The sequence below is a fragment of the Streptomyces sp. NPDC054783 genome, from assembly GCF_053611725.1.
Map to the genome: position 1 here is coordinate 52,480 of NZ_JBSHAY010000010.1, position 24,829 is coordinate 77,308.

A 24,829-nucleotide genomic window follows, 5' to 3' on the forward strand; every position below is an offset into this window, starting at 1 on the left:
TCTTTTGTGTGCGGGCCGACCAAGATCCGTCCTGGTCGGCCTTGAAAGGAATGACCTCTGGCCGGGCTCCGCAGCGCATCGAAGCGCGACGGGGCGTGGATCCCGGTGGTCGCCGTCCACCGCTTCCGAGACCCGGAGGCGGACTCCCCCCGGGCGTTGGGGGCGGACGAGCGACCGTGCCGGTGCCGGCCGCACCCCCACCGGGCGCGCAACGCTCCAGCGCGCGTCCCGACCAGCAAGGAACGACCATGGCGTCCAGCCTGACGAAGGACTCGGTCCGCCCGGGCACCCCCGGTTCCGAGAAGACCTTCTTCGGCCACCCCCGCGGCCTGGCCACTCTCTTCATGACCGAGATGTGGGAGCGATTCTCCTACTACGGCATGAGGGCTCTGCTCCCGCTGTACCTGGTGGCCCCGGGCGGCCTGCACCTGAGCGCGGGCACGGCGACCGCCATCTACTCGGTGTACGTGTCGCTCGTGTACCTGCTCGCCCTGCCCGGCGGCTGGGTCGCGGACCGCTTCCTCGGCCCCCGCAAGACGGTCGCCGTCGCGGGCCTGATCATCATGCTCGGCCACCTGTGCCTCGCGCTGCCCGTGGCCGCGAGCTTCTTCGTGGGCCTGGGTCTCGTCGCCATCGGTTCGGGTCTGCTCAAGGCCAACATCTCCACGATGGTCGGCCACCTCTACAAGGGCCCGGACGACCCGCGCCGGGACGGTGGCTTCACCCTCTTCTACATCGGCATCAACCTGGGCGCCTTCGCCGCGCCGCTGGTCATCGGCACCGTCGGTGAGAACGTCAACTGGCACCTGGGCTTCGCCCTCGCCGCGCTCGGCATGGCGCTGGGTCTGGCCCAGTACCTGCTGGGCGGCCGCCACCTGAACCCGAAGAGCAGCGAGGTCCCGACCCCGCTGACCCCCGCGGAGAAGTCCGCCACCCTGCGCAAGGGCCTGACCTGGCTCGCCGTCGCCGCGGTCTTCTACGGCGTCGTCGGCGGCACCGGCCACTTCACCCTGAACTGGGCGCTGATCCCGCTCACCGTGATCGGCCTGATCGTGCCGATCCTGGTCATCGCCCGCATCCGCCGGGACAAGGACCTGGACGCGGGCGAGAAGTCGAAGGTGTCGGCGTACGTCTGGTTCTTCGTCGCCGCCGCCGTCTTCTGGATGATCTACGACCAGGGCGGCTCGACCCTGTCGCTCTTCGCGGACGGCTCGGCCAAGAACTCGATCGCCGGCTGGACGTTCCCGGTCTCCTGGTACCAGTCGGTCAACCCGGTCATGATCATGGCGCTGGCCCCGGTCTTCGCCTGGGCGTGGCTGTGGCTGAACCGGCGCGGCAAGGAGCCGAGCACGATCGTGAAGTTCGCCTCCGGCCTGGTGCTGATCGGTGCGTCCTTCTTCCTCTTCCTCGCCCCGCTGTCGATCGCCGAGGGCGGTCACAAGGCCGCGGCGATGTGGCTGGTCGCGATCTACTTCGTGCAGACCGTCGGTGAGCTGACGCTGTCGCCGGTGGGTCTGTCGGTGACGACGAAGATGGCGCCGAAGAAGTACGCCTCGCAGATGATGGGCGTCTGGTTCCTCGCGGTCACCGCGGGCGACTCGATCACCGCGCTGGTGTCCAACCCGGCCATCGGCGGCGTCAACCTCGACAAGATGGGCTTCGTCGCCCTGGAGGCCGTGCTCGCCGTCCTCGCCGGTGTGGCGGTGTGGGTGTACCGCAGCAAGGTCAACAAGCTGATGGGCGACGTGCACTAGTCGTCCGGACCCGGCCGAGAGAGGGCCGCTGCATCCCGGTGGGTGCGGCGGCCCTCTTTCATGTCGGGAGGGCCGGCCCTGGCAGGAGGATCAGCCCTGGCAGGAGGATCAGCGGGCCCTTCGTTTCGGCATGACCGTGAACACCGCGCCGCCCAGCAGGATCGCCGTGCCCGCCACCAGGCCGAGGGCCTTCAGGGCGCCGTGGTCGCTCGCGCCGGTCTGGGCGAGACCGCCGGAGCCGGAGGCGCTGCCGCTGCCGCCGGTCGAGGAGGTGCCTCCCGAGGTCGACGTGCCTCCGGACGAACCGCCCGGCTGCCGGCTGGTGTCCAGGGTGAGGGAGACCTCGGTCCTGGTCGGGGTGCACGTCGTGGTCGTACCGAGCGCCTTGACCGTGAGGACGCCCGGGGACAGCGTCGAGGTGCCGCTCGCGCCGGGCTTGTAGGTGCCGGTGAGGTCGGGGATCTCGATCGGGTCGCCGGACTTGATGTCCTTGGCGTTCGTCGGCCCCTCCACATGCACCCTGCCCTTGTCGGCGCCGCCCAGCACCACCTCCATGGACGGCTTCACGGACCCCTTCGGGATGTCGGCGGGGCTGTTCATCACCGACTTCTTGAACTGCACGGTGAGGTCGAAGTTCCCGCTGTTCTTCTTCGCGTTGATCTGCACCGGCGAGGTCGCGTTCTTGTCGCCGATCGGGGTCTTGCAGGCGTAGGGGATCTGCACCTCCTTGCCGGTGAAGTCGGTCTGCCCGCTGCCGCTGCTCGAGGTCGCCGTCGGAGAGGTCGACCGGGTCGGTGTCGTCGACCGGGTGGGCGTACTGCTCGGCGTGCCGCCCCCGTCCCCGCCCGTCACCTGGATGGTCGCCGCCTTCTGCACGGTCTCCTTGGGCGTGCACTTGGTGTCGGTCGACATCGCGTTGACGGTGTACGCGTCCGGCGTCAGCGTCACCTCGCCGGCCGTCGTCAGCTTGACGCTGCCCTTCATGTCGGACAGCACCATGGCACCGCCCTTGGGGATCGCGGGGTTCGTGCGCGTCCCCTGCATCGCGATGTCGGCGACCTGAGCACCGGCCGCCTTCAGAGTTCCGGACGGCTGGACCGAGTTGGCGGGCAGGTCGATGATGTCGGGGTTCTTGGACGCGGCCTGGACGAACTTCCACACGACGTCCACCGTGTCGCCGACCTTCGCCGTGGCCGGCGCGGTGATCTCGACCTTCGTGGTGCCGTCGATCGGGCTGATGCCCGCGGGCGGCACGCAGTGGGTGGCGTACGACACCTCGGCCGCCTGCGCGGGGCTCGCGGCGAGGCCCAGCAGGACGCCCGCACCGCTCAGCGCCAGCGCGGCGCCCGCGGCCGTACCTCTCCTTCGGATGCTCACGTCGGTCCTTTCGTGGTGGGAGTCGTCGGACTCGTCGGGCTGTCGGTGTGCGGTGCGGAGAGCCGGCCGGCCGGGTCGCCCGGGACGGCGTCCGGGGCGAACCACGGCAGGGTCGGGTTCGTGGGGTGCGGTTCTTCGGTGCGCGAGCGCGGCAGCCGGGGCAGGCGCAGGGCCGGCCGGGGCAGGGTCAACGGGCCGGTACGGCGGGGACCGCCCGGGCGGCGTGGCCGCAGCCGGTCCACCACGGCCATGCCGATGCGGAACAGCGCGGCCGGGACGACCAGGCAGAGCAGGATCCAGAACAGCGTCACGCCCCAAGGGCGGTCCACACCCCACGGCTGTTCGGCGAGCACCCTGCCGTCGTACTTCAGCAAGACGGTGTAGTCGCCGTGGGCCCCGGCGGACAGCTCGACCGGCAGCCTGACCTCGGCCTTCCTGCCCGGGGCCAGGGTGCCGTGCCACTGCCGGTCGTCCCACTGCGGGGCGAAGACGCCGTGTGCGGAGCCGACTTGGAACACCGGGTCCTTGATCGCTCCGGAACCGGTGTTGCCGACGGTGAAGACGAGGGTGCGGCTCGGTGGGGCACCGAACCAGGTGAGCAGTCCGCTAGACCCGGTGAGCCGCGTGTCGGAGAGAACCGCCGGCCGGCCCCCGGACTGTCCGGCGGGCAGCGGGGCGACGGGATGCCCGGCGACCCGCAGGACGGCGTCCGCCTCCGCCTCGGCACCGGTGACGGTGGCCACGTGCACCACGCAGGGGCAGGGCACGGGCGGTTCGGCGACGGGCAGTTTCCGGCTGAAGGCACCCTGGGCGTCCGTGGTCACGGCGCGGCCGTCGCCGTTCGCACAGGAGTTGGTGCCGCCGATGACACCACGGGCCGGTGTGGCCCGTCCGCACACCAGCAACATCAGCAACGTGTGCGACCGCCAGCCGCTGCCCCTGACGGTGACCGAGCCACCGGCACCGGCCTGAGCCGCCGACAACGTCACGCCAGGCCCGCCCGCCGCGTCCACCGCGCCGGCCGGACGGCCGGTGAACGACAGCAGAAGCAGCGTGACCACCGCCGCCACGGCCGGCACCCGCAGTCCCCTCACCTTCCCGCTCACTTCACTGCGCCTTCCGTCAACTCACCTCGGGGGTGGGGGGCCTCGGCGACGACAGCGCCCGGTAGGCCCTCAGCCGTCGGCCCCCCGGCCGCGGTACGGCTTGGCCGCCTGCGCACGGCGATCACCGCGACCGTCCCCACCAGCAGCGCGCCGCTCGTCCCCGCCACCGTCGGCCACGGCACGAACCGGGCCGACGTGGTCGCCGTGTCGTGGGCTCCGCCCGGGGCCGTGACCGTCAGCCGTACGTCGACCGCGTCCAGCGCGGGCCGGTCGGGCCAGGGCTCGGTGAACTGCACGCGGGCGCCGGGGCGCAGGTGGACGGGGAGGGGGCGCGGCGCACGGTCCAGGACCCGGCCGACAACGCCGTCCGCGCGCACCGCGAGCCTCGGAACCAGGACGGTCGTACCGCGGTTGACCAGCTCGTACGTGATGCGGTCGGCGTGCACGGCGAGGTGCTCGACGGTCAGCGCGGCGAGCGCCGGGCCACCGACGCGCAGCCGGACCGGGACGGTCGCCGTACGCCCCCGCGTGTCCCGCGCGACGACGGCACCGGAGCGGTCGCCGGGCGCGGTCCCGGGCGGCACGGTCACCGTGAAGGGCACCTCGGCGCGGGTGCGGGCCGGGACGCGTATCCCGTTCTCGGCCCTCTGCGCGAAGACGGTGCGCAGTCCGGTTCCGGACAGCCGTACGACGACCGGTGCCCGCCCGGGATTGGTGACGGACACCGTGTCCTGCAGGACCGTCCCCGGGGGGCCCTCGGCGTAGAAGGACGGGCGGCCGCCGCCCGCGGGCGCGATGGACCACTGCGCGGATGCGGCGAAGGCTCCGGTTGCGGCGCCCACCACAGCGCCCCATGCGGCGCACAGGCACAGGGCCGCAGGCAGTACGGCGCGAGCCGGAAGCGATGCGTGGGTCCGGGGCGGGCACCGATGGCGGGTCAGGGCGCGGGCGGCGGACGGCATGGGCGGCTCCGGCGGTTGGCCTGGGTTGCGGCGGTGGCTCGGCTTCGGCGGTCGGTCTGGGTTTCAGCGGTCGTCGGTCCGGCTCAGCGCCGTGCGGCCTGGCGGCGGGTCAGCCAGAGCGTGCCGGCCGCGCCGGCGAGGAGCACCGTGCCGCCGAGGGTGCCGAGGGCGACCGCGCTGTCCTCGGGGCCGGTCTGCGGGAGCTGTCCGCCGGCGGGCGAGGAACCGCCGGAGGAGGCCGACGACGAGCCGCCGGCCGCGGTCACGTCCAGCGTGAGCCCCGGCTTCGGGCTGTTGGTCGGCGTGCAGGTCGTCGTCGTACCGAGCGCCTTGATGATCAGCGTGCCCGGCGTGAAGGTGACCTTGCCGGTCTTCTTCGGCGTGTAGGTGCCGCTCAAGTCGCTGATCTTGATGGGGGTGTTGGCGGGGATCGCGGCCGCGTTGGCGGGCCCGCTGACCGGCAGCGTGCCGCTGTCGGCGCCGCCCAGCACGATGCTCGCGCTCGGGGTCATCGCGCCCTTGCCCAGCTCGACGGGGCTGGAGGAGACACCCTTCTGCCAGGACATGGTGATCTTGTAGCCGCTGCCGCTCTTGACGCCCGTCATGTCGATGGGCGAGACGGCGCTCTTGACGCCGATCGGGGTCTGACAGCGGTAGTTCACGTCGACCACGTCGGCATGGGCGGCCGGCGCGGACAGCAGCACCACCGAGCCGGCCAGGGCCGCGGCGGACGCGAGCGCGGCGGTTCGTTTCGGGTACGACACGGTCGGTCCACCCCATTCGTTCCGGATTCATTCGGGCGAGAAGTTCCTGACGGCGTATCAGATTCGGCCGTCAAGGTACGCCCGGCGTCGCGAGGAGGGAAGACGCATCACACGCCGGAGTTTTGGCGATCCGGCGTGTGTCACGCGTGGCTGGAGTGGAGGGTGGGCCCGGGGGCCCGGGATGCACTACGGCCTGCGCAGCACCTCCGGCAGGCCCCAGCGCCGCAGCACCTCGGGCACGGCGACCGTGCCGTCGGCCCGCTGGTGCTGTTCCAGGAGGGCCGGCACCAGACGGCTGGTGGCCAGGCCCGAGGCGTTGAGGGTGTGGACGTACGCCGTCCGGCCGCCCCCGGCCGGACGGTACCGGATGCCGCCGCGCCGGGCCTGGTAGTCGCGGGCGTTCGACACCGAGCTGACCTCGGCGTAGGCGCCGAGGCTGGGCAGCCACACCTCGACGTCGTACGTCCCGGCCTGCGCGGCGCTGGTGTCCCCGGCAGCGAGCCGGGTGACCCGGTAGTGCAGGCCGAGGCCGGCCACCAGCTCCTCCGCCCGGCCGAGGAGTTCTCGCTGGGCCGCGTCCGAGTCGGCGGGCCGGGTGAGCTGGAACATCTCGACCTTGTTGAACTGGTGGCCGCGCAGGGTGCCCCGCTCGGCGGTGCGGTAGGCGCCGGCCTCCTTGCGGTAACAGGGCGTGCAGGCGACGTACTTGAGCGGCAGGTCGCGCTCGTCAAGGGTCTCGCCGTGGTGCAGGGCGGCGAGCGCGGTCTCGGCGGTGGGCAGCAGGAAGCGCTCGGGACGGCCGTCGGCCCCGCGGTCCGTGACGAAGACGTCGTCGGCGAACTTCGGGAACTGGCCCGCGGTGTAGCCGGCCTCCCAGGTGAGCAGGTGGGGCGGCAGCACGAAGGTGTAGCCCGCCCGGCGGTGGCTGTCCAGGAAGTAGCTGAGCAGAGCCCACTCCAGCGCGGCACCCTCGCCCCGGTAGACCCAGTTCCCGCTGCCGGCGAGCGCGGCGCCGCGCCGGTGGTCGACCAGTCCGAGTTCCTCGGTGAGCCGCACGTGGTCGCGGGGCGGGAAACCGAACTCCGGGCGGGTGCCCTCGGTGCGGACGACCTCGTTGTGTTCCTTGCCGCCCGCGGGCACGTCCGGGTCGGGGAGGTTCGGCAGGCCGTCGAGGAACGCGCGGTGCTCGGCGTCCAGCCGGCCGTGCGCGACGGTGGCCTCCGCGACCCGGTCGGCCAGTTCCGCGCCCGTGTCGAGGAGTTCGTCCGCCGGTGTGCCGGCCCGGCGGCGGGCCGCGATGTCCGCCGAGACGCGGCGCCGTTCGCCGCGCAGCCGCTCCAGGGCCGTACGGGCCTCGCGCAGCCGTTCGTCGAGGGCGAGGAAGGCGTCGAGGTCCACGTCCAGGCCGCGTTTGGCGAGGCCTTCGCGGACGCGTCGGGGGTGCTGTCGGATGAGGGTGACGTCAAGCATGGTGCTGCCCAACTGGTCGGCGGGGCGACACGGTCCGCCCCGGGTCGGTTCCCTCGGGGCGTGGGCGAGAGGGTGCTCGCGGTGCCACCACGCCTTCGCCGTCGCACGACGGCCTCTTCGGGCCCGATGACGGGGGCCGGCCGGCGGGGCATGGGGGCCGTCGTGGCGCGGCGGTCCGTTCCTCCCCGCACTCGGGAGGGGATTCACACCGGGGTGCGAGGCCGCCTTCACAGCGGGTGGCGGCTCTCTCGGCTCGCTGAGCCCGGGCTACTCGTCTCCGTCAGCGCGTTGCGCCCAGGGTAGGAAGGGCCGTACCCACAAGAAAGCGAATTTCCGCGCGGGTGCCGCCGAAGCGGAACGCTCACGCCGGAGCGCTCACACGGGAGCACTCACGCCGGAGCACTCACGCGGGGGCGCCCAGCTCCGCCCACACCGTCTTGCCCGGGCGGCCCGCGGTGCGGACGACGCCCCAGTCCAGGCAGAGCCGCTGCACGATGAACATGCCGTGGCCGCCGGGGCGGCCGGCGCGGTGGGGGGTGCGAGGGGCGGGCTGGCCGGTGCCGCGGTCGGAGACCTCGATCCGGATCACCTTGTTGTCGCAGGCCAGGAGCAGCTCGTCGGGGCCCTCGGCGTGCAGGCAGGCGTTGGTGACCAGTTCGGAGACGACGAGCAGCACGTCCTCGGCCGCGGCCCGCTGGTCGGCGCCGGCGGCGGGCAGCCAGCCCCATGCGTACAGCGCCTGGCGGGCGAAGTCGCGGGCGAGCGGGACGACCCCGCTCTCGCCCGCGAGGCCGATTCTGCGGACGTGCGGCCCGCCGGTGCTCTGAGTGCCGCCGGCGGGCCCGGGCGGCACGGACGGCGCGGCTGCCCCCGTGGGCGCGCCTGCCGTCGGCGCACCCCCCTCGGACGCCCCGGAAGCGCCGCTGGGCTCCGGGCCGCGGTCGCCCGGCGAGTAAGGCCGGGTGGTGCTCATCAGCGCTTCACCTCACCGATTCACCAGTTCATGATTCAAAGGGCCGGCACTGCTGCGTGCCGGCCGGTCCGTACGTCGTCCGCCCGCTGCGCGCAGGCCGTCCGGCCGATGTCCGCGCGGGGTGTCCCGCTCGCCCGTCCGTCGCACGTACGTCCCGTCCAGTCGTTTCGCCGGTGCCGGGGCGGTCCGGGACCAGCGTTCGTCAGGGTGTGCCCCGCCTTCTCCTGCCCTCTCCTGCCCGGCCGATCCGGCACAACACCCCTGATTTCGGCGTGCCGGGCGCGGACGCCCGGGGCCGGCGGCATGCGGGAGGGCGGGGACGGCGGACTCAGTCGGCGCCGTCGGCCAGGGCCGCCTCCACGGAGTCGTGCACGGTGAAGACCGCCTCGGCCCCGGTGATCTCGAACACACGGGCGACCACCGGCTGCATCCCCGCCAGATGGACCCCGCCACCGGCGGCCTCCGCCTTCAGCCGGGCGCCGAGCAGGACGTTCAGCCCCGTGGAGTCACAGAACTCCAGGCGGGTGCAGTCCACGACGAGGCGCGAAAAGCCCTTGGCCAGGAGGTCGTCGAGGGGCTCACGCAGCAGATCGGCGGTGTGGTGATCGAGCTCACCCGCCGGTGTCACAACGGCGCTGGAGCCCTCTTCCCGCACCTCCACCAGAAGCCGGCCCGACTGTGCACTGCCGACCGTCCCGTGGTCCATGCCGTCTCTCTCCCGAGGTCGTGGACGCTGACTGCTCTCGAACATTACGCCCTTCATGCGCACTCCGGCACCCGAAGAACCTCACGGAACCGGACATATCACAACAGAACGCACTTGCGATCGCCTCGGTCGAGCAGGTAGGGCTAGTAAGTACACCTACCCCTACACGCCGGCTTCGGAGGCGCCGCACACCGCAGTGCACGCAGGCATCGGCAGCCATATGCCGAGAACGATGGAGGACACCATGTCACCCCGGCTCGACGCATCGCATACCCCGGTCGCGACGTCGACACCCCCACCGGAACAACTGGATCATCCCATCGACGCCCTCGACCCCTTCGAGGGACTCCCGGAGATCCCCCCGTACGACGAGATCGGCCCGGTCGATGCGCGGGCCCTGTCCAAGACCCTCTTCGAGCGCCTTCAGTCGCTGGAGGAGGGGACGCACGAGTACTCGTACGTCCGCAACACCCTCGTCGAGCTCAACCTCGCGCTCGTCAAGTTCGCCGCCTCCCGCTTCCGCTCCCGCAGCGAGCCGATGGAGGACATCATCCAGGTCGGCACCATCGGCCTGATCAAGGCGATCGACCGCTTCGAACTCGCCCGCGGGGTGGAATTCCCCACCTTCGCGATGCCGACGATCATCGGCGAGATCAAGCGTTTCTTCCGTGACACCTCGTGGTCCGTGCGTGTTCCGCGCAGACTGCAGGAGCTGCGCCTGGACCTGGCCAAGGCCGGGGACGAGCTGGCCCAGCGTCTGGACCGGGCCCCGACCGTCCAGGAGCTGGCCGAGAAACTCGGCATCTCCAACGACGAGGTCGTGGAGGGCATGGCCGCCTCGAACGCCTACACCGCCTCCTCGCTGGACGCCCAGCCCGAGGAGGACGAGACCGAGGGCGCGCTCGCGGACCGCATCGGGTACGAGGACCACGGGCTGGAGGGCATCGAGTACGTGGAGTCCCTCAAGCCTCTGATCGCCGAACTGCCGCAACGGGACCGGAAGATCCTCGCCCTGCGGTTCGTGGCGAACATGACCCAGTCGGAGATCGGCGAGGAACTCGGCATCTCCCAGATGCACGTGTCCCGGCTGCTGTCCCGCACGCTGGTACGGCTGCGCAAGGGTCTGACGATCGAGGAGTGACCTCCGCGTCCGCTGCGGTGACGCCTTGACGGCGGCCCGGCCACCGGTGCCGGGCCGCCGCGGCGTCCTCATCACCGGACCCACCCCTCCGGTTGACGCGGGTATCCACGAATCCGCCCGCCATACCGGATTCTTGGCACCCCTTCGGACCAACTGCCCCCGTGGTCCCAACCGTTATGCGGTTACCGGCGGAAACCTCTTTCCCCGGCCGTCCCCCTCGACCACTATGGCCCCCCGAACTGGCTACTGGCCGGTATGTCAGGCCCGGGGCCGCAACGGCGCGGTGCACGGTGGTACGAGGAGGCTGGACACATGGCTCAGGGGGACGGGGCCGGGACGGGCGGAACCGAGGCGGGCGGCACCGGGACGGCCGGGGAGTACGAGGACGCGCCGGACGCCCGGCTGACCGAGCTGCTCCGCTCCCCCACGGCGACGGCGTACCCCGCCCTGCAGGAACTGCGCCGCCGGCACCACCCGGCGGTCCTGGCCTACGCCCGGCTGTGCGCGGCGGGCGAGTCCGCCGCCCGCCGGCTGGCGACCGAGGTCCTCACCACGGCGGCCCGCGAGACGGCCCGGGGCGTCGACCCGGCCGTCCCGATGCGCCACCGGCTGCTGCTGCTCACCGCACGGCTGGCGGCCGGCTGGGCGGGCGACGAGCGCTCCGCCGGCGTCGACCCCGGACTGCTGCTCGTCCTGAACGCCTCCGGCCTGCCCGAGGGCCCCACCCCGGCCCTGCTCCCGGCGTTCCGCTCGCTGCCCTCCCGTACCCAGGGCCTGATCTGGTACGGCGTGCTGGAGGCGGAGCCGCAGGGCCGCACCGCCGCCTTCCTCGGCCTGAGCGGCGTCGACGTGGCCTACGGCACCCCGCAGGCCCTCAAGGCCCTGGCCCAGGCCTGCCTCCGCGACCGTCTCGCCGCCTCCGACGACCCGCGCTGCGCCGACTTCCGCCGGCTGATCGAGGAGGCGGTACGGCCGGACGGCCCGCGCCGCAGCCCCGACCTGGACGCCCACATGGCCCGCTGCCCGCACTGCACGGCCGCGTTCGAGGACCTGCGGTCCTTGCGGGACGCGCCCCGGCAGGCCCTGGCGGAGGGCCTGCTGCCGTGGAGCGGAACGGCGTACATACGGGCCGGGGAGCCCCCGGCCGCCCCCGGCGCTCCTGCCGTACGTCCGTCCTGGCCGCCCCGGCGGCGCCTCCTGCTGATCTCGGCGGCCCTGGGCGTGGCCCTGACCCCGCTGCTGGTGTTCGTCCTCACCCCGGCCCACACCGACGAGCAGCAGCCGACGGCGGCGACGCCCACGCCTCCCCCCGTGACGGTGACGGCCACGGTCTCCGTCACCCCGTCCCCGTCCCCCTCCCCCACGAGTTCCCCCTCACCCGCGTCCTCTTCCCCCACACCCAGTCCGTCGCGCCCGGCCACACACCCGCCGCGCACCCGGAAGCCCACTCCCACGCCGACACCCTCGTTCGCGCCGCCGGGCACCTCCTTCGCCCAGGTGGTGAACCTGGCGACGGGCCGCTGCCTGGACATCCGCGACGGCGATCTGTCGCAGGGCAACGACGTCATCACGGCCCCCTGCTCCTCCGTCGACACCCAGCGCTGGAGGTTCGACACCTACCTGGGCGTACTGCGCTCCGGCGCCGACGACACCTTCTGCCTGGACAGCCGGGGCTCGACCGACCGCGGCCTGGGCATCTGGACCTGCGACTCGGTCTACGGCGGCAACGGCGACAACCTCCGCTTCACCGTCGACCCCGACGGCACGATCCGCCCGAACATCGCCATCGAGACGGCGGTGACCCCGGACGGCAGATACGACGTGTCCCTCCAGCCCCTGGACGGCAACGGGGAGCAGCGGTGGCGGGCGGGGGCGCGGTGACACGTTCCCCGGGGAAGCGTTGTGCCAGGCGCTGCCTGGAAACGCCAGGTGGCCGAGGCGCTCGGCGCACGGCTCCACCTGTTCGACCGGCGCGCGGAGTTCGCCGACCGCTTCGTCGCCCCGGCCGTCGCCGCGCAGGCAGCGCGTGTCGGTGACTGCTGCTCAGACGACCCGCACGCCGCCGCGCCACACCCCGCTGACCAGCGGCACCCCCGGCCGGTATGCCAGGTGGACGTGGCTGGGGGCGTCCAGGAAGGTCAGGTCGGCTCGGGTGCCGGGGATGAGGCGGCCGATGTCGGTGCGGCGCAGGGCCGCCGCGCCGCCCGCCGTGGCAGCCCAGACCGCCTCGTCCGGGGTCATCCGCATGTCGCGGACGGCCAGGGCGATGCAGAAGGGGACCGAGGAGGTGAAGGACGAGCCCGGGTTGCAGTCCGTGGACAGGGCCACCGTCACGCCCGCGTCCAGCAGGCGGCGGGCGTCCGGCCACTCGGCGCGGGTGGAGAACTCGGCGCCGGGCAGCAGCGTGGCCACCGTGTTGCCGCCGGCCAGGGCGTCGACGTCCGCGTCCGTGAGGTGGGTGCAGTGGTCGGCGCTCGCCGCGTCGAGTTCGACGGCCAGCTGGACGCCGGGGCCGTAGGAGAGCTGGTTGGCGTGGACGCGCGGGTGGAGGCCCTTGGCCTTGCCCGCGGTGAGGATCGCGCGGGCCTGGTCGCCGTCGAAGGCGCCCTTCTCGCAGAACACGTCGATCCAGCGGGCGTGCGGCGCGCAGGCGTCCAGCATCTCGCCGGTGACCAGGGCGACATAGGCCGCCGGGTCCTCTGCGTAGTCGGGCGGGACGATGTGCGCGCCCAGGTACGTCACCTCGTCGGTGTGCCGCGCCGCGATGCGCAGCGCGCGGGACTCGTCCTCGACGGTCAGGCCGTAGCCCGACTTGGTCTCGAACGTCGTCGTGCCCTGGCGGAGGGCCTCGTCGAGGTAACGGGTGAGGTTGGCCTCCAGTTCCGCGTCGCTCGCCGCCCGGGTGGCCGCGACCGTGGTGCGGATGCCGCCGGCCGTGTAGGAGCGGCCGGACATGCGGGCGTTGAACTCCTGCGTGCGGTCTCCGGCGAAGACCAGGTGCGAGTGGGAGTCCACGAAGCCCGGCAGCACCGCCCGGCCGCCCGCGTCGACCCGGTTGTCAGCGGCGGGTGCTTTGCTGGATTCACCGGTCCACGCGATGCGGTCGCCTTCGATGACGACGGCCGCGTCCTGGATCAGGCCGAGGGGGGAGCCTCCCCCACTCTCGAATGTGCTCGAGCGGGGGGACCCCCATCCGAGGGAGGGGTCGTTGGTGACCAGCGTGGCGATGTTGGTGATGACGGTGCTGCTGCTCATGGTGTCCTCGTGGGTGGTGGTCAGGAGCGAAGGGCTTCGACTGCCCGCGCGAGGGCCTGTGGCACGTCGGGTACGAGCGTGTGCACCCCGTCCCGTACGACATGCCGTCCGCCGACGACCGTATGCCGTACGTCCGCTGCCGTCGCGGCGAATACGGCCGTCTCGGCGCCCAGCCTGGGCAGCGGGCCCGCTGTCCTGACCGAGTCCAGGGCGATCGTCGTGAAGTCGGCGAGGGCGCCGGGTTCGAGGGTGCCGGCCTGGTCCCAGCCGAGGGCGGTGTGGCCGTCGGCGGTGGCGGCCCGCAGCAGGGCGAGCGCCGTCCAGTGCCCCCGGGTGCGGGAGCGCAGCCGCTCGTTCAGCTCCATCGCGCGCGCCTCTTCGAGCAGGTCGATGACGGCGTGGCTGTCGGAGCCGAGGGAGAGCGGGGAACCGGCCCGCTGCAGGGCGACGGCCGGGCCGATGCCGTCGGCCAGGTCCCGCTCGGTCGTCGGGCACATGCAGGTGCCGGTGCCGGAGCGGCCGAGCAGGGCGATGTCCTCGTCGGTGAGGTGGGTGTTGTGCACGCCGGTGGTGCGCGGCCCGAGCACGCCGTGGTCGGCGAGCAGCCGGGTGGGCGTGCAGCCGTGCGCGGCGAGGCAGGCGTCGTTCTCGGCGGTCTGCTCCGACAGGTGCACGTGCAGCGGGGCCCGCCGCTGCTCGGCCCACCCCGCCACGGTCGCCAACTGCCCGGCCGGCACGGCCCGTACGGAGTGAATCGCCGCCCCGATCCGCGCGTGCTCCCGCTCCTTGAGAACTGCACAGCGTTCGGCCCAGGCCTCCGCGCTGCCGTCGGAGAACCGCAGCTGGTGGGTGCCCGGCGGCGCGCCGAAGCCGGAGGACAGGTAGCAGGTGTCGAGGAGGGTGATCCGGATGCCGGCCTCGGCGGCGGCGTCGACCAGCGCCTCACCCATGGCGTTGGGGTCGGCGTAGGGGGTGCCGCCGGGCGCGTGGTGCACGTAGTGGAACTCGCCGACGCAGGTGATGCCGGCCAGGGCCATCTCGGCGTACACCGCGCGCGCCAGCGCGTGGTAGGTGTCCGGGGTCAGGTGGTCGGCGACGGAGTACATCACCTCGCGCCAGGTCCAGAAGGTGCCGGAGCCGACGTGGACGGTGCCGCGCAGCGCCCGGTGGAAGGCGTGGCTGTGGGCGTTGGCGAGCCCCGGCAGCGTGAGCCCGCGCAGCACCTCGGCGCCGGGCGGCGGAGCGGGCGTCCCGGTGCGGACGGCGCTGATCCGGCCGTCCTCGGTGTCGAGGGCCACGCCCGGCTCGACGTTCGTGCCGAGCCAGGCGTGCTCCAACCAGTAGGTCCGCTTCGTCACCTGCAGACCAGCCCTTCCAGTACGTCGGCGAGCGCGCGTACCCCGGCCATGCAGTCGTCCTCGGCGGCGAACTCGGCCGGGGAGTGCGAGACACCAGTGGGGTTGCGCACGAACAGCATGGCGGTCGGAATGCTGCCGGAGAGGATTCCGGCGTCGTGTCCGGCCCCGGTCCCGAGGACGGGCACCTTCAGGCCGGTGTCCTTGCCCAGGATGCGGGCGAGTTCGTCGCGCAGGGCGTGGTCGAACTCGACGACCGGGGTGAAGGACTCCCGGACGACGTCCAGGTCGATGCCGCGGGCGTCCGCGTACTTCCGGGCCGCCTGCTCGATCCCGCCGACCACCGTGTCCAGGGTGTCCTGGTCGGCGGCGCGGGAGTCGAGCCAGCCACGCACGAGGGAGGGGATCGCGTTGACCCCGTTGGGCTCCACGGCGATCTTGCCGAAGGTGGCGACGGCACCGGCGAGTTCGGCCTCGCGGCGGGCGGCGAGCACGGTCTCGGCGTAGGACAGCATCGGGTCGCGGCGGTCGACCAGCCGGGTGGTGCCGGCGTGGTTGGCCTCGCCGCGGAAGTCGAACCTCCAGCGGCCGTGCGGCCAGATGGCGCTGGCGATGCCGACCCGGTCGCCGGACAGGTCCAGCGCACGCCCTTGTTCGACGTGCAGCTCGACGAAGGCGCCGATCCGGGCCAGCCGCTCCGGGTCGGCCCCGATGCCCTCGGGGTCGTACCCGGCGGCTGCCATGGCCTGCGGGAGGCTGACCCCGTCGGCGTCGGTGAGCCGGTGGGCCTGCTCCACGGTCAGCTGCCCGGCGGTGAGCCGCGACCCGACACAGGCGAGCCCGAACCGGGCCCCTTCCTCGTCCCCGAAGTTGACGATGGCCAGGGGCTTCGCGAACCGCACGTTCCTGCTCCGCAGCTCGTCGAGGGCCGCGAAGGAGGACACCACGCCGAGAGGGCCGTCGAAGGCACCACCGTCGGGCACGGAGTCCAGGTGGGACCCGGTGACGACGGCGTCCCCTGCAGCGGGGTCGCCGAGCCAGGCCCACTGGTTGCCGTTCCGGTCCACCTCGTACGTCAGCCCGCGCGTCTCGGCCTGCTCCTTGAACCAGGCCCGGCAGTCGACATCGGCACCGGTCCAGGCGTAACGCCGGTATCCGCCGGAGTCGGCGTGCCGGCCGATGGGGAGCAACTCGCGCCACATCTCATGAAAGGAACGCGAAGCGGCAGGCCGTCCAGGCTGTGGGCAGTCGTTCCGCGGGGCGGAACGGGTGCCTGCGTCCTGCGTCACGCGTCGTCACCCTCGCGCATGGGAACGCGCACGCCCCGCTCCTGCGCAACGGACTCCGCGATGTCGTAGCCCGCGTCCACGTGCCGGATGACACCCATGCCCGGGTCGTTCGTCAGCACCCGGCGAATCTTCTCGCCGCCCAGCTTCGTACCGTCGGCCACGGTCACCTGCCCGGCGTGAATGGACCGGCCCATGCCCACGCCGCCACCGTGGTGGATGGAAACCCACGACGCACCGGAGGCCACGTTCACCATGGCGTTCAGCAGCGGCCAGTCGGCGATCGCGTCCGACCCGTCGAGCATGGCCTCGGTCTCGCGGTACGGCGAGGCCACCGACCCGCAGTCCAGGTGGTCGCGGCCGATCGCCAGCGGGGCCGCCAGCTCACCGGAGGCGACCATGTCGTTGAAGCGCTCGCCGGCCTTGTCGCGCTCGCCGTAGCCGAGCCAGCAGATGCGCGCGGGCAGACCCTGGAAGTGGACGCGCTCGCCGGCCATCTTCATCCAGCGGGCCAGGGACTCGTTCTCCGGGAACAGCTCCAGGATCGCCTTGTCGGTCTTGGCGATGTCGGCGGGGTCGCCGGACAGGGCGGCCCAGCGGAAGGGGCCCTTGCCCTCGCAGAACAGCGGACGGATGTAGGCGGGGACGAAGCCGGGGAAGGCGAACGCCCGGTCGTAGCCCGCGAGTTGGGCCTCGCCGCGGATGGAGTTGCCGTAGTCGAAGACCTCGGCGCCGGCGTCCATGAAGCCGACCATGGCCTCGACGTGCTTCGCCATGGACTCGCGGGCCCGGGTGGTGAAGCCCGCCGGGTCCTTCGCCGCCTCGGACGCCATGTCCTCGAAGGCCACGCCGACCGGCAGGTAGGACAGCGGGTCGTGGGCGGAGGTCTGGTCGGTGACGATGTCGATGGGAGCGTTCATCGCGAGCAGCTGCGGGACCAGGTCGGCCGCGTTGCCGAGGACGCCGATGGACAGCGGGCGGCGGGCGTCGCGGGCCTCCACCGCCAGCTGGAGGGCGTGGTCCAGGCTGTCGGCCTTCACGTCGAGGTACCGGTGCTCGATGCGGCGCTCGATGGCGCGCGGGTCGCAGTCGATGCAGATGGCGACGCCGTCGTTCATCGTCACGGCGAGCGGCTGGGCGCCGCCCATGCCGCCGAGGCCGGCGGTCAGGGTGATGGTCCCGGCGAGGGTGCCGTTGAACTTCTTCGCGGCGACGGCGGCGAAGGTCTCGTAGGTGCCCTGGAGGATGCCCTGGGTACCGATGTAGATCCAGGAGCCGGCGGTCATCTGGCCGTACATGGTCAGGCCGAGGGCCTCCAGGCGGCGGAACTCCTCCCAGTTGGCCCAGTCGCCGACGAGGTTGGAGTTGGCGATGAGGACGCGCGGGGCCCACTCGTGGGTCTGCATCACGCCGACGGGGCGGCCGGACTGGACCAGCATGGTCTCGTCCTGCTTGAGGGTCTGCAGGGTGCGGACCATGGCGTCGAAGGAGCGCCAGTCACGGGCGGCCTTGCCGGTGCCGCCGTAGACGACGAGCTTGTCGGGGTGCTCCGCGACCTCCGGGTCGAGATTGTTCTGCAGCATGCGCAGGGCGGCTTCCTGCTGCCATCCCAGGGCGCTCAGTTCCGTGCCGCGCGGTGCTCGTACGGGGCGGGGTCCCGACATCGTCTGCCTCCTCCTGTAGCCATGTCTATTCACATCCTGTCGTTCTGAATAGAACTAGTCAATACATCGGGGCGGCCCCGTCCGCGCGCCGTCGGTGTTTGGCTGGATGTACGCGAGACGGACACGAGGGGACCACGAGGGGAGAGGCCGTGGACCGGGACCTCGAAAGGGAGGCGCGGGAGCGCGCCGCGCGGCGGGACGAGGCGGTGCGGGCCGCCGTGGAGCAGGGGCTGCTGGGGCCGGACGCGGCCGTGGCCGGGCTGCTGGACGTGACCGGGATCCGTCAGTCCGCGGCGGCCCTGCGGGCGGCGTTCGACGCGGTCGTGCCGCCCGGTACACCGGTGCTGCACGCGTTCGCGGTGAAGGCGACCCCGCTGGTGCCCGTACTGCGGCTGCTGCGCGAGGCGGGCATCGGCGCGGAGGTGGCGAGCCCGGGCGAGCTGGCCCTGGCACGGGCGGCCGGGGTGCCGGCGGCCCGGACCGTGCTGGACTCGCCCGCCAAGACCCCGGCGGAGCTGCGTGAGGCACTGGCCCTGGGCATCGCGGTGAACGCCGACAACCCGCAGGAGCTGGACCGCCTGGACGCCCTGGTGCGCTCCGCCGCGACCGGGTCCCCGCTCGGCATCCGGGTGAACCCGCAGGTCGGCGGCGGCACGATCGGGGCCACCTCGACGGCGACGGCGACCTCCAAGTTCGGGGTGGCGCTGCGCGACGAGGGGGCGCGCGAGTGGGTCGTACGGGCGTACCTGGACCGGCCGTGGCTGACCCGGCTGCACGCGCACACCGGCTCACAGGGCATCCCGCCGGAGCTGCTGACGCGGGGTGTGGCGGAGACGTACGCGCTCGCGGAGGAGATCAACGAGCGGGCGGGACGGTGGCAGATCGACACGCTCGACATCGGCGGCGGACTGCCGGTGAACTTCGCGGCCGAGGCGACGGCACCCTCGTACACGCGGTACGCCCGGCTGCTGGCCGAGCGGGTGCCGGGGCTGTTCGACGGGCGGTACGGGCTGGTGACCGAGTTCGGCCGGTCGCTGCTGGCCAAGCACGGGACGGTGGTGGCCCGGGTGGAGTACGCCAAGAGCGCGGGCGGGCGGCGGATCGCGGTGACGCACGCCGGCGTGCAGGTGGCCACGCGGACCGTGTACGCGCCGGAGGCGTGGCCGCTGCGGATCGCCGCGTACGACGCCAAGGGGCGGCCGAAGCCGGGGCCGGAGGTGGTGCAGGACGTGGCCGGGCCTGCCTGCTTCTCGGGTGACCTGCTGGCGGAGGGGCGCGCGCTGCCGCTGCTGGAGCAGGGCGACTACGCGGCCGCGCTCGACACGGGCGCGTACTACTTCGCCCACCACTACGCCTACAACTCCCTTGTCCGGCCGGGCATTTACGGCTTCGCGCCGGACGGCTCGTCGGGCGTCGCCTTCGCGACCGTACGGGAGCCGCAGACCGTCGCCGAGGTGGTGGCGGAGTCGGGCGGGGCGCACACGGACGCGCTCACCACCCTCCGGGCACCGGAAAGCCGTTGACGCACACCCGGCACCCCTCGAACGAATGGATCAACTCACACGACACAGTGGCCAGTTGACCCACACTAGTACGCCGGATGCATGTTCCACAGGAAAATGCCAAAGGCCTCACTTCCCGCGCACACGTTGCGTAGTGTCGCTGTCACTCAGCCGGAGAACCAGGCGGGAGGGGAGCCACCGGTGCCCGGAATCGACGAGTGCCTGCTGGAAGCGATGCGATTGCCCGGTGCCCGGGGAGCGGCGCTGGTGGACTGGACGAGCGGACTGGCCCTCGGCACGGTCGGGGAGGCGCCCGGCGGCGATCACGAGACGACCGCCGCCGAGGCCGCCGAGCTGGCCCGGATGGCCGCCGAGCACGGCGCCTTCGCGACCCGGACCGACGACGGCCAACCACCCGTCGAGGACGTGATCGTCAGCAACCACGACAGCTACCACCTGCTGAGGTTCGTGGACACGTCCTTCGACAGCAGCGTCTTCCTGCACCTGTGGCTCAGCCGCGAGGAGGGCAACCTCGCGCTCGCCCGGATACGGCTCGGCGAGATGGCGGCCCGGCTGGTGCTGGGATGACCGTGGCCCACATACCTCCGCCGCCCCTGCCGGTGCGGGACAAGCCGGTCGGCCGGGCACTGTCGCCGATGCTGACCCGGCTCGCCGAGGAGCGGGCCACCGGCGTCCTGGTCCGCGAGCACGGCACCCTGTACCTCGCCGAGGGCCGGGTGGTGCACGCCGAGAGCCCGTTCGCCCCCGGACTCGACGTGCTCCTCACGGCCCACGGCACCCTCGCGGCCACCGCCTGGCAGCAGGCCGCCGAACGGACCGCCGGGCCGCTGCACGCCGCCGAACTCCTGCTGGACTCCGGACTGTTGCCCGCGGGCGCGCTGGAGCTGTGCCACCTCGACGCGCTCTACGACGCCGGGTACTTCGCGCTGGCCCCGAGCAGCGCCCCCGGCCGCTTCCGCTACGACAGCGGTCCCCGCCTCGGCCCGCTGCCCTCGGTCCCGGTGATCGCCCTGGAACGCGAGACGCTGCGCCGCCGGCTGCTGCTGCACCGGCTGTGGCCCGACCCGGCCGCCGACAGCGCCCCGCTGATCCGGGCGGACCCGGCCGCCGGACGCGCCGCCGCCGCGCCGGTCACGCCCCGGCAGCGGGCGGTCCTGGACCGCGTGGACGGCGTCCGCACGGCCACCGAGATCGCCCGGAACCTGGGCCGGCAGGCCTTCCACACGCTGGTCGACGTACGCCGGCTCGTCGCGGCCGGCCACGTCGCACCCCGGCCGGCGGCGCCCGCCCCGCCGCCCCCACCCCCGGTCACCGACCCCGACATCGCGCTGCTGAAGAGGCTCAGGGATGCGCTGGAGGCGCTTTGAACGGCACCGCCCCGCCGAGAGGAGAGAGCTGATGGTGTCCGAGGAGGACCTGGGGGCCGTCCTGGACGAGCTGCACCGGCTGCGCAACCGGGTGCCGCAGCTCACCGGCGCCCTGGCGGCCGGCGTCGACGGTCTCGTCGTCGCCCACGACACGCCCGGAGTCGACCCGGAGGGCCTCGCCGCACTCACCGCCGCCGCGCTCGGCGTCGCCGTGCGCGTCGCCGACGCCACCGGCAACGGCGGCTTCCGGGAACTGCTGGTGCGCGGCGAGCACGGCTATGTCGCCACCTACGCGGCCGGCCGCACGGCCGTACTGACCCTGCTCGCCGAAGGCAGGGTCAACGTCGGCCGACTGCATCTGGAGGGCCGCCGCTCCGGAGCCCGCATCGGGGAGCTGCTCGATGCCGCCGAGGCCGCCGCCCGGGCGGCCGGCCGGACCGGGCGGCCGCTGGGCGCCGTCAGCACCGCACCCCCGGCCCGCACCCGCACGAACCGCACACCCCGCACGCCCCGCGCCACGAGCGCCGACGCGCGCACCGCAACCGACAGTTGAACCGTTCGAGAGGATCCACCATGGCCAACACCGAGACCGCGCTGAAGGAAGCCCTCACCTCCATCGAGGGCGCCACCGGCGTCGCGCTCGTCGACTACACCAGCGGAATGGCGCTGGGCACGATCGGCGGCAGCAAGACCTTCGACCTGAACGTGGCCGCCGCGGGCAACACCGACGTGGTCCGCGCCAAGATGCGCACGATGGAGATGCTGGGCCTCAAGGGCGAGATCGAGGACATCCTGATCACGCTGACGGGCCAGTACCACCTCATCCGCCTGCTCAAGAGTCGCGGCGGCAACGGCCTGTTCCTGTACCTCGTCCTGGACGCCGGCCGGGCCAACCTGGCGATGGCACGGCACCAGCTCAAGAGGATCGAAGGGGAACTGGAGATCTAGACCAGTGCGGCGGTACGGCGGCGGGCCCCGCCCGGGGCCGCGTCGCCGGCCGCGATGCCCGTACCGCGCAGGCCCTTGACGGCCTTGCCCGCCGGGCTCCCGCCGCGCCGGTCGAGCCAGTCGACGCGCACCCACAGCAGCGTGTCCTCGGCGCGTTCGCGGCGCCCTATCCAGGCGGCCTTCAGCCGCAGCCCGGTGCCCAGCCCGGCCAGGAGCAAGCCGCCGGCCGCGGGCACCGCGAAGGCGGAGCGGAGCGCCACGACGAAGGCCGACAGCAGCCACCAGCGGTGACCACGGCGCCAGTTGCGCACGGTCACCGCCCGGTCCTGCAGCACGTCGTACTTGCCCGCGCGGCCCGCACCGCGAGCGAGGGCGCCGTACCGGCCCCTCGGCACCAGTGCCACGGCCGCCGCGCCGACGACGAACAGCGCGGCCCCGGCGAACACCCCGATCCGGCGCCCGGTCAGCCCGGACGGCAGCACCCCGACCCCGGCCGCGCACACCCCGAACCACCACAGCGGAGCGGCCCCCGCCCGTACGACGACGGCCACCCGGGCCAGCCCCTGTCCTCCGCGCGCCACGTGAGCCTCCCGTGTCACGTGTCCGCATGCGCCTGTGTCTCGCCGACGACTTCGGTCGACAACTCCCGGGGAAGTCAGTGGCAGAAGGTGAGACGAATCTGAGAGCCCCGCGAGCACCCGCGTGCGACGGGCTCACTCCACGAACAGGCCCCGCGTCGCCGCCTTGGCGTCGAACTCCTCCAGCCGGGCCTGCGCCTCGGGCAGGTCGTCGCAGACCGCCTCCAGCAGCACCCGTCCGAGCAGCATCGGCGCGCACGCGGTGTCGAAGGCGAGCCCGGTGCCGACGGCGGCGGGCAGTAGCAGGTCGGAGTACTTGGCGACCGGCGCGAACGCGGAGTCGGCGACCGTGACGGTCGTCAGGCCGACGTCCTTTGCGTAGGCGAGGGTGTCGACGACCTCGCGCGGGTGCCGGGGCAGCGCGAAGCACAGCAGCGCGGAGGCGCCGGCGCGGACGGCCGCGTCGATCCGGTCCTGGATCATGGTGCCGCCCTCGTTGAGCAGCCGGACGTCGGGGTGGACCTTGGCGGCGAAGTAGGCGAAGCCGTACGCCTGGGAGGCGGCGGCGCGCAGGCCGAGCACCGGCAGCGGGCGGGAGGCGGCCAGGACCCGGCCGGCCCGCTGCACCGGGCGAGGGTCGGCGAGCAGGTCGGCGAGATGCCTGAGGTTCTCGATCTCGGCCTCGACGGCCTGCTGGTACTCGTTGAAGGCGCCCGCTTCGGCCGCCGGTTCGGCGGGGACGACCTCGCGCAGGTGCTTGCGCAGCGCCGGATAGCCGTCGAAGCCGAGTGCGACGGCGAACCGGGTCACCGACGGCTGGCTGACCCCGGCCAGTTCGGCGAGCTCCACGCTGGACAGGAAGGGCACGTCGGCGGCCCGCCGGACCATGCTGTGCGCGATCCGGCGCTGGGTCGGCGTGAGCCGGTGCCCCTCGAAGAGAGCCTGCAGCCGGTTCGCGGGGCTGTCCGTGGCACCGGACGCCGTGCCGGACGGGACACTCTCCGTCGTTTCAGTACTCCTGTCCACGCTCATGCCGCGCTCCCCCTCCAGATGTCCGTGAACCGGTCGAGCAGTGCGGCCGCCTCCGTCACGTCGTCCGTGAGCGGCCGGTCGGCCGGGTCGGCGTCCAGGACCGACTCGGCGAGCGCGAACGCCCGGCCGACCGGCAGCCCGGGGTCGGGCCGCAAATCGCGCTGGCGCAGCGCGCGGACGGCGGCGACGAGTTCGCAGCCGACCACCAGACGATACGCACCGCACGCGCGCAGGGTCTGCCGCGCGGCGAGCGAGGCGAAGCTCGCCTGTTCCTCGACGCCCCGGGAGAGTACAGCGTGGCCGAGCGAGGCGGGCGCGGAGAAGGCCCGCAGATCGCCGAGGGCCGCTCCGGCCGCGTACTCCAGGATCATCACGCCGGAGGAGGCCGGTTCGGGGTCGGCGAGGAAGGGGCGCAGCCGGGTGTAGGCGGGCTCGTTGAGCGTGGACAGGCGGGACGTGGACAGCCGGGCCACCTGGGTCAGCGCGAGCCTGAAGTGGTCCAGGGCGAGGGCAAGTTGGGCCTGGTAGAAGCCGCCGTGGTGGTAGGCGGCCTGTTCCTCGGGGGCGATGAGCGGGTTCTCGGCGGCCGCGTTGATCTCCACGGTCAGCACCTGCTCCAGGGCGTCGGCCGCGTCGTGCGCGGGGCCGTGGATCTGGGGCAGGCAGCGGAAGCCGTAGGGGTCCTGGATCCGGCCGAGCGGCGGGGTCGGCCGGTCGGCGGCGCCGATCAGCTCCCGCATCCGGCGGGCCACCTCGGTGCTGCCCCGGTGCGGGCGGGCGGCGTGCACGGGGGCGGCGTACGCCTCGTGGGAGCCGTCGACGGCGATGAGGGACAGGGCCGCGACGACCTGGGTGGCGCCGATGAGCCCGCGCAGTTCGTGCAGGGCGAGCGCGGACTGGCCGAGCGTGAGGGCGTTGCTGCTGATCAGGGCGAGGGCGTCGTTGTTGTCGAGGGGCTGGGCGGCGGGGGCGCCGGCGCCGCGCCAGGGGTGCTCCCCGGCGAGCGCGAGCCCGACCTGGGCCAGGGCGGCTATGTCGCCGGTGCCGACGGAGCCGAACTCGTTGACGACCGGGTGGGCGCCGGTCTCCAGGGCCTCGCACAGGGCGGTGACCACGCCGGGCCTGAGGCCCGCGCCGCCGGCCAGCAGCTGGTTGGCGCGGACGGCGAGCATGGCGCGCACCTGGCGGGCGGGGAGTTCCTCGCCGATGGCGCCGGCATGGCTGCGCAGCAGGCGCAGGCCGTGGCCGGCGGCGGCCTCGGTGGGCACGTCCTCGTTCCGGTTGGCGCCGACGCCGGTGGAGCGGCCGTAGACGCGTCCGGTCGCGGCGATCTGCCGGGCGGCGTTCCAGGAGTGCTCCACGCGCCGCATCGCGCCGGCCTCGGGGACGGCATGCGCGGCGCCGTCGGCGAGCCGTACGACGTCCTCGAAGCCGAGTCCGGCCCCGTCCAGGACGACGGCCGCGGACCGCGCGGACGGCACGGACACCGGTGCGTCCACGATGCGAGACGACATCAAGCCCATTCTCCCCTCAATCAGGACATCCGATCTTGCCCCTCGGTCATCCGT

Annotated in this window: 22 protein-coding genes; 8 read left to right on the plus strand and 14 right to left on the minus strand. The window is 73.2% G+C overall.

The annotated features are described in order from the left end of the window. Nucleotides 1-248 precede the first annotated feature (248 nt). Entirely contained in the window at nt 249-1,754 is a 1,506-nt protein-coding gene (locus tag ACWGJ5_RS19295; RefSeq protein WP_453310873.1) for a peptide MFS transporter, read from the plus strand. A 108-nt stretch (nt 1,755-1,862) separates the two neighbouring features. Here ACWGJ5_RS19295 and ACWGJ5_RS19300 read toward each other — a convergent pair whose 3' ends face one another. The 7 genes from ACWGJ5_RS19300 to ACWGJ5_RS19330 all read right to left on the minus strand — a co-directional run bounded on the left by ACWGJ5_RS19300 (nt 1,863) and on the right by ACWGJ5_RS19330 (nt 9,112). Beyond that, nucleotides 1,863-3,131 carry a hypothetical protein gene (locus ACWGJ5_RS19300; RefSeq protein WP_453310874.1) on the minus strand — a complete coding sequence of 423 codons (1,269 nt, stop codon included), beginning with the start codon at nt 3,129-3,131 and terminating at the stop codon, nt 1,863-1,865. Next, nucleotides 3,128-4,237 carry a hypothetical protein gene (locus ACWGJ5_RS19305; protein WP_453310875.1) on the minus strand — a complete coding sequence of 370 codons (1,110 nt, stop codon included), beginning with the start codon at nt 4,235-4,237 and terminating at the stop codon, nt 3,128-3,130. Before ACWGJ5_RS19305 ends, ACWGJ5_RS19300 begins: the two co-directional genes overlap by 4 nt. Next, nucleotides 4,234-5,079 (minus strand): COG1470 family protein, encoded by an 846-nt coding sequence (locus ACWGJ5_RS19310; RefSeq protein ID WP_453310876.1) that lies wholly within the window; start codon nt 5,077-5,079, stop codon nt 4,234-4,236. Before ACWGJ5_RS19310 ends, ACWGJ5_RS19305 begins: the two co-directional genes overlap by 4 nt. A 203-nt stretch (nt 5,080-5,282) precedes the next feature. Then, on the minus strand, nt 5,283-5,963 hold the full coding sequence (locus tag ACWGJ5_RS19315; RefSeq protein WP_453310877.1) for an LPXTG cell wall anchor domain-containing protein: 681 nt from the start codon (nt 5,961-5,963) through the stop codon (nt 5,283-5,285). 186 nt (nt 5,964-6,149) lie between these two features. Continuing rightward, the gene (serS, locus tag ACWGJ5_RS19320; RefSeq protein ID WP_453310878.1) at nt 6,150-7,433 is read right to left on the minus strand and encodes a serine--tRNA ligase; all 1,284 of its coding nucleotides are present in this window, start codon (nt 7,431-7,433) and stop codon (nt 6,150-6,152) included. A 403-nt stretch (nt 7,434-7,836) separates the two neighbouring features. Next, complete coding sequence (locus ACWGJ5_RS19325) at nt 7,837-8,406, minus strand: ATP-binding protein (protein WP_453310879.1); 570 nt, start codon at nt 8,404-8,406, stop codon at nt 7,837-7,839. A gap of 328 nt (nt 8,407-8,734) precedes the next feature. Beyond that, nucleotides 8,735-9,112: an STAS domain-containing protein gene (locus ACWGJ5_RS19330; RefSeq protein ID WP_225822271.1), complete on the minus strand. Its 378-nt coding sequence runs from the start codon at nt 9,110-9,112 to the stop codon at nt 8,735-8,737. 244 nt (nt 9,113-9,356) lie between these two features. Here ACWGJ5_RS19330 and ACWGJ5_RS19335 point away from each other — a divergent pair, with 244 nt between their 5' ends. After that, a complete protein-coding gene (locus tag ACWGJ5_RS19335; protein WP_453311051.1) occupies nt 9,357-10,253 on the plus strand; it encodes an RNA polymerase sigma factor SigF in 897 nt (298 codons plus the stop codon). A 312-nt stretch (nt 10,254-10,565) separates the two neighbouring features. After that, the gene (locus ACWGJ5_RS19340) at nt 10,566-12,134 is read left to right on the plus strand and encodes an RICIN domain-containing protein (RefSeq protein ID WP_453310880.1); all 1,569 of its coding nucleotides are present in this window, start codon (nt 10,566-10,568) and stop codon (nt 12,132-12,134) included. Nucleotides 12,135-12,296: 162 nt separating this feature from the next. Here the strand turns inward: ACWGJ5_RS19340 and hutI are convergent, their stop codons facing one another. From hutI to hutU, 4 genes are all read right to left on the minus strand, one after another. After that, nucleotides 12,297-13,508, minus strand: a complete 1,212-nt coding sequence (gene hutI / locus ACWGJ5_RS19345; protein ID WP_453310881.1) for an imidazolonepropionase — start codon at nt 13,506-13,508, stop codon at nt 12,297-12,299. A gap of 20 nt (nt 13,509-13,528) precedes the next feature. Further along, a complete protein-coding gene (locus tag ACWGJ5_RS19350) occupies nt 13,529-14,866 on the minus strand; it encodes a formimidoylglutamate deiminase (RefSeq protein ID WP_453310882.1) in 1,338 nt (445 codons plus the stop codon). Continuing rightward, nucleotides 14,863-16,065 (minus strand): allantoate amidohydrolase, encoded by a 1,203-nt coding sequence (locus ACWGJ5_RS19355; protein WP_453310883.1) that lies wholly within the window; start codon nt 16,063-16,065, stop codon nt 14,863-14,865. Before ACWGJ5_RS19355 ends, ACWGJ5_RS19350 begins: the two co-directional genes overlap by 4 nt. Before the next feature lie 83 nt (nt 16,066-16,148). Further along, entirely contained in the window at nt 16,149-17,813 is a 1,665-nt protein-coding gene (gene hutU / locus ACWGJ5_RS19360) for a urocanate hydratase (protein ID WP_453310884.1), read from the minus strand. Between the two features lie 149 nt (nt 17,814-17,962). Here hutU and ACWGJ5_RS19365 point away from each other — a divergent pair, with 149 nt between their 5' ends. From ACWGJ5_RS19365 to ACWGJ5_RS19385, 5 genes are all read left to right on the plus strand, one after another. Next, nucleotides 17,963-19,336, plus strand: coding sequence for a diaminopimelate decarboxylase (locus tag ACWGJ5_RS19365; RefSeq protein ID WP_453310885.1), 1,374 nt, complete (start codon nt 17,963-17,965; stop codon nt 19,334-19,336). A gap of 180 nt (nt 19,337-19,516) precedes the next feature. Continuing rightward, nucleotides 19,517-19,903, plus strand: coding sequence for a hypothetical protein (locus tag ACWGJ5_RS19370; protein ID WP_453310886.1), 387 nt, complete (start codon nt 19,517-19,519; stop codon nt 19,901-19,903). Continuing rightward, nucleotides 19,900-20,703, plus strand: a complete 804-nt coding sequence (locus tag ACWGJ5_RS19375) for a transcriptional regulator (protein ID WP_453310887.1) — start codon at nt 19,900-19,902, stop codon at nt 20,701-20,703. The genes ACWGJ5_RS19370 and ACWGJ5_RS19375 overlap by 4 nt, the downstream gene beginning before the upstream one ends. 31 nt (nt 20,704-20,734) lie before the next feature. Continuing rightward, nucleotides 20,735-21,256 carry a roadblock/LC7 domain-containing protein gene (locus ACWGJ5_RS19380; RefSeq protein ID WP_453310888.1) on the plus strand — a complete coding sequence of 174 codons (522 nt, stop codon included), beginning with the start codon at nt 20,735-20,737 and terminating at the stop codon, nt 21,254-21,256. A gap of 20 nt (nt 21,257-21,276) precedes the next feature. Then, the gene (locus tag ACWGJ5_RS19385; protein WP_453310889.1) at nt 21,277-21,651 is read left to right on the plus strand and encodes a hypothetical protein; all 375 of its coding nucleotides are present in this window, start codon (nt 21,277-21,279) and stop codon (nt 21,649-21,651) included. Here the strand turns inward: ACWGJ5_RS19385 and ACWGJ5_RS19390 are convergent. The 3 genes from ACWGJ5_RS19390 to ACWGJ5_RS19400 form a co-directional block, all read right to left on the minus strand. After that, nucleotides 21,648-22,232 carry a hypothetical protein gene (locus ACWGJ5_RS19390; protein ID WP_453310890.1) on the minus strand — a complete coding sequence of 195 codons (585 nt, stop codon included), beginning with the start codon at nt 22,230-22,232 and terminating at the stop codon, nt 21,648-21,650. The two genes, ACWGJ5_RS19385 and ACWGJ5_RS19390, sit on opposite strands and share 4 nt — an antisense overlap. Nucleotides 22,233-22,364: 132 nt before the next feature. Next, on the minus strand, nt 22,365-23,261 hold the full coding sequence (locus ACWGJ5_RS19395) for a MurR/RpiR family transcriptional regulator (RefSeq protein WP_453310891.1): 897 nt from the start codon (nt 23,259-23,261) through the stop codon (nt 22,365-22,367). Then, nucleotides 23,258-24,775, minus strand: a complete 1,518-nt coding sequence (locus tag ACWGJ5_RS19400; RefSeq protein WP_453310892.1) for an aromatic amino acid ammonia-lyase — start codon at nt 24,773-24,775, stop codon at nt 23,258-23,260. Before ACWGJ5_RS19400 ends, ACWGJ5_RS19395 begins: the two co-directional genes overlap by 4 nt. Nucleotides 24,776-24,829 lie beyond the last annotated feature (54 nt).